The organism is Gemmatimonas sp. UBA7669, from assembly GCF_002483225.1.
In the GTDB taxonomy this organism is placed as follows: Bacteria; Gemmatimonadota; Gemmatimonadetes; order Gemmatimonadales; family Gemmatimonadaceae; genus Gemmatimonas.
In genome coordinates this window covers 1-6482 of record NZ_DLHL01000008.1, presented here as the reverse complement: position 1 = coordinate 6482, position 6482 = coordinate 1, and the positions used below count along the sequence as shown (strand labels likewise).

3 protein-coding genes and 1 pseudogene are annotated in these 6482 nt (G+C 60.2%); 2 read left to right on the top strand and 2 right to left on the bottom strand.

Annotated features, from left to right (window positions below; genetic code table 11):
* Window positions 1-417: 417 nt before the first annotated feature.
* Window positions 418-762, top strand: a complete 345-nt coding sequence (locus B2747_RS02325) for a hypothetical protein (protein WP_291156381.1) — start codon at window positions 418-420, stop codon at window positions 760-762.
* Window positions 763-773: 11 nt separating this feature from the next.
* On the top strand, window positions 774-2105 hold the full coding sequence (locus B2747_RS02320; protein ID WP_291156378.1) for a hypothetical protein: 1332 nt from the start codon (window positions 774-776) through the stop codon (window positions 2103-2105).
* A gap of 1333 nt (window positions 2106-3438) precedes the next feature.
* On the opposite strand, the pseudogene B2747_RS20295 reads toward B2747_RS02320, so the two are convergent.
* A pseudogene (locus B2747_RS20295) lies at window positions 3439-4675 on the bottom strand (transposase).
* Window positions 4676-5717: 1042 nt separating this feature from the next.
* The coding region (locus B2747_RS02310; RefSeq protein WP_291156372.1) for a hypothetical protein at window positions 5718-6482 on the bottom strand (765 nt) is incomplete at its 5' end.

Sequence of the window (6482 nt, the reverse complement as noted above, 5' to 3'; positions counted from 1 at the left end):
ACTACTTAATCAGAGATTCCCTAGGTCCACGCGAGGAATCCAACAAGTGCGTCCCCTGTCCGCGTTTGTCGTAGTTATCTTTGCAGCTTGTAGTCAGGAATCCACAGAAAAGTCGATCGAAGCCGCGCTCGTACGAAGGGGCGGACCAGCTGAGCTACAACCCGCACCCGGGACGCTAGCTCTGCAACCAAGCGAGGTTCTTTCAAAGACTGCAGCGTTTGGTATGCCCTATCGCCAACGGTGTTGTGCAGAGTTTAAGGTGCGTCGGACCAGATCAAATAGCCCACCGCGATTGCATCATGCTGATGTGATAAAGCTCACCTGAGTGAGTTGACGAGGGGATCGGGACGCCGCTGTTTGCTGTATGTCCAATCACCATGTGGACGCACTGCCATCCATTCTCTCACCTTAAGGTGTATGATGAAGCGATTCGCAAGCGCTGGCTGGCTTTCTCTGCTGGCCCTCTCGGCGACCACGGCCTGCAGAGATTTCAATAACACTGGGCCAAGCGTCGACTCACCCCCTGCGCAGGCATCTCATGCGTCCGACGAAGGAACGCTTGATATTGTATCGGGAGAGCAGCTCTTTATCGAGCTGTCAAAAATAGCTCCCAGTTCTGCAGGCTTTGCCTACGAAGGGGATCAGCTCGTCGTCTACATCGCGAATGAGGCGGACCGAGCCGCCGCGGAGTCGTTCATTCGTCAGTCCGTGCAGCAACAGCGGATTTTCCCCCGGGCGGCGGGCGCCGCATCGCAGGTGTAAGTGCGAAGAGGGTGAAATATTCGTATGCGCAGCTCTCGACTTATCGAGACAGGGTCGCGGATCTCCTGCTTGGTCAGGATCCTCAACTTCAGTTCCTGGATCTGGATGAGCGCGCGAACTCGATCACCCTGGGCTATTCCGGGAACCTAGAAAGCGTCGTCGCGCGAGTTAGACGGGATCTTGCCCTGACAGAACAATCCGGAGACTGGGTGCGCGCTGAGCGCGTTGCCCCCGCGAGGCCCGATACCAAGAGCTATGCAGCCACGTCGGCGTCGATGCTTACGGCCAGTAGTCTCACGGGACAGGCAGACACGATTGTCGCCGGCTTGGTGATTCACCGCGCACTCGCATCCGGGTACAAAGGATGCACACTCGGGTTCACGGCCAAGCGCAACAACGTTATCGGATTCGTCACGAACTCGCATTGCACGGAGGACATGTACGGCACAGGAGGGACGTACAATTCGTTCGGGCAGACGTTCACGAGAACAATTGGCACGGAGTCCGTTGACCCCTCCGGCTACACCTGCGGTGCCTTGCCTCCGACGGAGTGCCGTGGCGCTGATGCTGCGTTCATTCAGTCAAACGGCGCCGTGCCTTATCGGATCGGCTTCATCGCCAAGCCCTCGTCGCGAAACACCGGCAATCTCACCGTCTCGCTGAGCGATCCGTACATTCGCATTGCGTCGACGGGGACCGCCGTTGCCGGGATGACAGTGGAGAAGATCGGCGCCGTGACCGGTTGGACAAGTGGAGCCGTCACGCACACCTGCGTCACTGCCATGATTCAGGAAGATTCGTGGTTCAAGCGGGTCGCCTGCGCGGACAAGGCTCTCTATGCGGCAGAAAATGGCGACAGCGGTAGCCCGGTCTTTCTGTGGTTGCCATACAACCCATCTGAAGGTGGTGTTCAGGCCGGTCTGCTGGGAATTCACTCGAGTGGTGAGATCGAGGGAAACAGCAAATACTTTAGCAGAATAGACCGCATCGAGAGCGATCTTGGGGGATCCTGGGAGTATCTTGGCCCCGTACCGCCAAGCCCACTGCAAGCCCATATCTGGGGATGGACGGATGTGCTCGCGTCTGGCAGTTGCCAGCTCATCTATTCTGCGCACGCCACCGGGGGAGCGGGTGGGTATAGCTTCTCGTCCATGACTACGGATGGCGTGATTGTCAGCACGGGCTCGAACTCGATCACCGTTGCATTCCCTTCCGCTGGTTCTCATTGGGTGTCGGTGACCGTAACCGACGCGGCGAGCACCGTGTCGACCGCGACGTTCACGGTGCAGGCCGACGGGACGAACTTTGAGTGCTATGGCGCTCCGCCTGGCAATCCTTTCTAGGTCTGGTCTGATGCGGGTGTAGAAGGGCCACAGGCTTGGAAGTTCGACTGAGATTCCCGGATCAGGCATCTGCGACGAACTGTTGATCGGGCATCCGGTTCCACGCCAATACTCAAACAATGTTTCTGAGCAACAGGACAGTGGGTGCTCGTTTGGTTCTGTTGCTCGGAAGCATTGAGGCCAGCCTACTACCACCTTCATGGAAGTGACCGGCATCTTGCCGAAAAGCTTCCACGGAGGTAACAAGCGTGGATTCCCACCATTACGGAGATTTCGCATGAAGCCAGACAACACGCCTGCATTTGCTATTATTCTGACAGCTGCCCTGATGGCGCTCGGGCCTCTGCCGCTGGAGGCGCAGTTGTCTCGAGCGGAGGTGTCGGTGCGGGCCGGTATTTCGACCTCGCACGACAACTATCAGTCCAACTGCGAAGATTCCAGCATACCCTTGAGTCTCGATGTGCAAGGTCGTGGGCGTGTATTCCCTCAGTTTTCGCTGGACCATTTCGTCGGTTCCGGAGGCGGTGACATCCTCTGCATTCCTGTTGATCCGGCGCTTGGCACGACTACGGGTGGTCTTAGGGTGGAGGGGGCAACGCGCCTAGGCTTGGGCTTCGGTGGTCGGCTGAATCGGGGGCCCTTCCAAGTCGAAGGCGTGTTGAGGGGCGGGGTCATCACTGGGCGGTCGGGATATCGCGCTTCAGGATCAGACGATGAACGTCGTGTTCTCCCTCACGCAGGCGGGCAAGTTTCTCTGGTCTTGTTTCGCTGGGCGGTCCTTTCCACGTCCGCACATTGGACTCGACTGACCTTGGAGACTACGTCTGCAGGAGCAGCGAAGTCCAGCAGCACATCGTGGTCGCCACTGATCACCTGGCAAGCTGGTGTCCGGTTTCCGAGGTAGACTTAGAAGGCTCTGCTGACGACCTCGGAGTTACCAGGAGAACTGTGCGAAACAACAAGCAAAGGGATTCGAGTCAGGCGGATCGTGTCCCTTCGTCATAAGTTGTGATACTGGCGATGGCGCCCGTCGCGGTAGTTGTGGCCGAAAGAGTGTGGCGTGAGTGACATGCGTTGCGCGTAGTGTGGCCGCCGGCCAGCGCATCCCTGCAGCCTAGCTGCATGGGTTCAGATTCCATGCACGCCCCGGTCCGCAACGCCGAGACGAAATATCAGAGTGACTACACGATGTCCAGCGCGCCTGTAGCGGGCTGGCTACGATCAGCGCGCGCGTTAAGAAGGATCAGTTACGCCATCAGTATCTCTGGACGTGTTATGCTCGGGAGTGTCTCGCGGTTAGTTGAAACTCGGGCGGGTGCTTCAGGGACGCGGCTTATGCGGCAGCGTTTGGTGCGAAGAGTTCGCCACGCAGTGCGGCTTGGAGCAAGGCGAGATGTTGGTGGCCCTTCACTTTGCGGAACTGTTTGTCGATCTCGAGCGGCGTCGCCGCACACCAGCGCTGCTTTTGATCACTCGTCCGCAAGCGCGTGATGCGATGGGTATTCGCTTCGACGCGGGCCATCACGCTCTCGATCAGGTTCGTGGTCTTGAAGCTGATGCCAATCTGCATGAAGACATCCACGCGATGGAGCGTCAGTGTCTCGTCCAGCCAATCCTCGAGGCTGCGTGCGGCGGACGCGTTGTGCTTCGCAAGTTCCTGGACGAGCGGCCGCAGGGCGTGCTGGGCCTTGCCGTGGGTGGACTTCGCGTACGCCGCCTTCAGCTTCCGGCGGCGCGTGCTGGGTCTTGGGCACGTGCTCAGAACGTTCTTGCGCTTCTGCCAGATCGGGATGTCCTCGCCGAAAACCTCGCGCACGGCCGCGCTCAGGCCCTTGGCGCCGTCGCGCCACCAACAGCCCGGTGGGCGCCTGGAAGCCGCGCTCGACGAGCTCGCGCAGGAACGCCGCGATCACGCGTTTGTTCTCCGTGGCGGTCTGGACGAGCCCCAAGATGCGCTGTTCGCCCGTCGTGGTGACCCCGAGCGCGATGACGACCTGATCGTCGGCAATCGATTTCCCATCCAGCAACAGCACCAGCCACTCGGCGTCATCATGCCGCCGTTCATGCAGCGTTTGCAGGGCCTTGGCGCTGGCGCGCACGAACCGACGCGACACGCTCGACTTGGTCAACCCGAACGCTTCAGGCACGGCTTCGGCGGCCGCCTCGTAATCCCGGCAGGACAGCCCGCCGAGCACGCGGCGAAACAGGCCGACATCGGCACCGCGCGGCGTCTGCAACTGCGCGTATGTCGCCAACGACACCTCCGTGTTCGTCGCGCGGTTGTGCACGCGCGGCAGCCGGACGGGCACCTCTTGATCGGCAAGGAAGCCCGAGCCGACTTGCGACCCCCAGCGGGCGATGGCAGGACGGCCATCGGCGTGCGCATAGCGCGGCCCCGTCAAGGCCAGCACCTCCTGTTGCAACGCCTCCTCAACCGCGTGCAGGCCGAGCGGAATCAGGGCCTGAATCATCGCAAACGCGAGGCTCTGCGCGTCGACGGGTACGGACGCGGTGTCCGCGGTCCGCGGGGACGACTGGTGTACCGGCGGCTTCGTTCGCACTCTTGGCATATGGGTGTCTTCCATTGCGGCGCGAATCCTGGCTGGGATCAACGTTTCAGTATGGAGGCACCACCCAACTTTCAACTAGCTGGGGGACAGATCCGGGACATGTTGCACGGACAACCAGTGGGAACACGCTGCATGGGTCAACATGGCGTGTTGTAGGTGCGATGCTTACCGTCTTAGGAAGTACCATCCAAAAGACCTGGCGCGTCACTGGGACTACGTCGGGTACCATCACTGAACAATGTGTCGCTGAGTTTCTGCCGATCCACGGGGGCGTCGATTTTATCGTTGAGCAATGCCAAACCAGAGCATCTGTAGTTGCCCACCAAGGAGATAGTGGGTCGCCGATATACTTTGCCTTCCTGACAATCGCTCAGGATGCAATAGCGCTCGAAGGCATTGTAGCCAGCGGCAGAAACTGCAATACGGGTGGGCAATGCCTGACAATCTCGTATCCGCCCGTCGCCAATATCGTAGCTGACCTCGGTCTTGGAAGTTGGAGCGCGTTCTTACCTTAGACCGTGTATCGCGTACCTTGTAGAGATAGTCCGGTTCTTCGTGTCGCGTCGTCAGAAAAACCAAACCCACGGAAACACGTGCGCATGGGACATCACCAAGGTATCCATAGACGAACGCTCACTTGGTCAACGCTTTGTTCGTTGATTGCTTGTGGGCCACCACCGATGGTGAGCAACGGTGAAGTTTTAGCCGAGGCGGGTCCAAACCAGCGAGAGGTCGTCGCAATACTCAACGTGAGCGCGGCTGACTCGATTGGAGGTCAACCCCGCAGTTGGTTTGCGATGGTGGAATCGCGTGATGACAAAGGAAAGTCCCGTCGACTGCAAGTCTTCATTTCACCGCGTGCCAAGGCAAAAGATTCACAAGGGAATCCGATCCCGCTGCCCGGCATCGAGGCAGGGGATCGGGTGAAGTTCTGGCTAAAGGACATCATGCGGTTGTCAGAGCCTGCACAGGCATTTGCCGATAGTCTGCAGGTCGTAACCAGAGGGCGGTAGGGCTCCATAGGCGGACAGCAGACAGCCTCCTACCGCGGCAACTTCCCGTCGAGCTCTTCCCACACCTTGCGCACGGCAATGGGGCCCTGCTGCTCGGCAAGGAACCAACCACTCAGCGCGCCCCACTGCGCCTGCTTCACTGCGTCAGCCAGCGACAGGCCCAGGCCCTTGAGTCGCTTGGCCTCGGCATTCACCTGCACGATGGCGTCGCGAAAGGTCACCAGCTCTTCCCGTGACACATCGGGTGTTTCGATGAAACCGTGGCCGGGAATGAAGTGCCGCACGTTGGGCAGGGCGAGCGCCGCATTGGCCACGGCCACCCATTCGCTGGGATAGGCCGAGCGCATGGCAGGGAAGACACGATTGAGGTAGGCCTCGCTCATGAAGAGGATCTGCTCGCGCGGCAGATGCACCATGAGATCACCACCGGTGTGTGCACGACCGAGAAAGCGCACCACCACCTGCGTGGTGCCGAGGTTGATGGTTTCTTCGTTGCCACTCATGGCGCGGGGCGGCACGATGACCGCGGCCCGACCCGCCGCTGCGGCGGCGGCCGAGTCGCGCTTGAGTTGCGCGAGCGAATTGGGGTGCACCACCCAGGTGATGCCTGCGGGCAGCACGCTGTTGCCGGCGGTGTGATCGCCGTGATCGGATCCCACCACGTACCACTTGATGGGCAGTGGCGTGAGCGCGCGAATGCGATCGAGCATGGTCTGCGTGGCCGCCGAAGAGCCCTGTCCGTCGGCAATGAGCACACCGTCGCGCCCGATCCTCGGTGGACACCTCAAATCCGG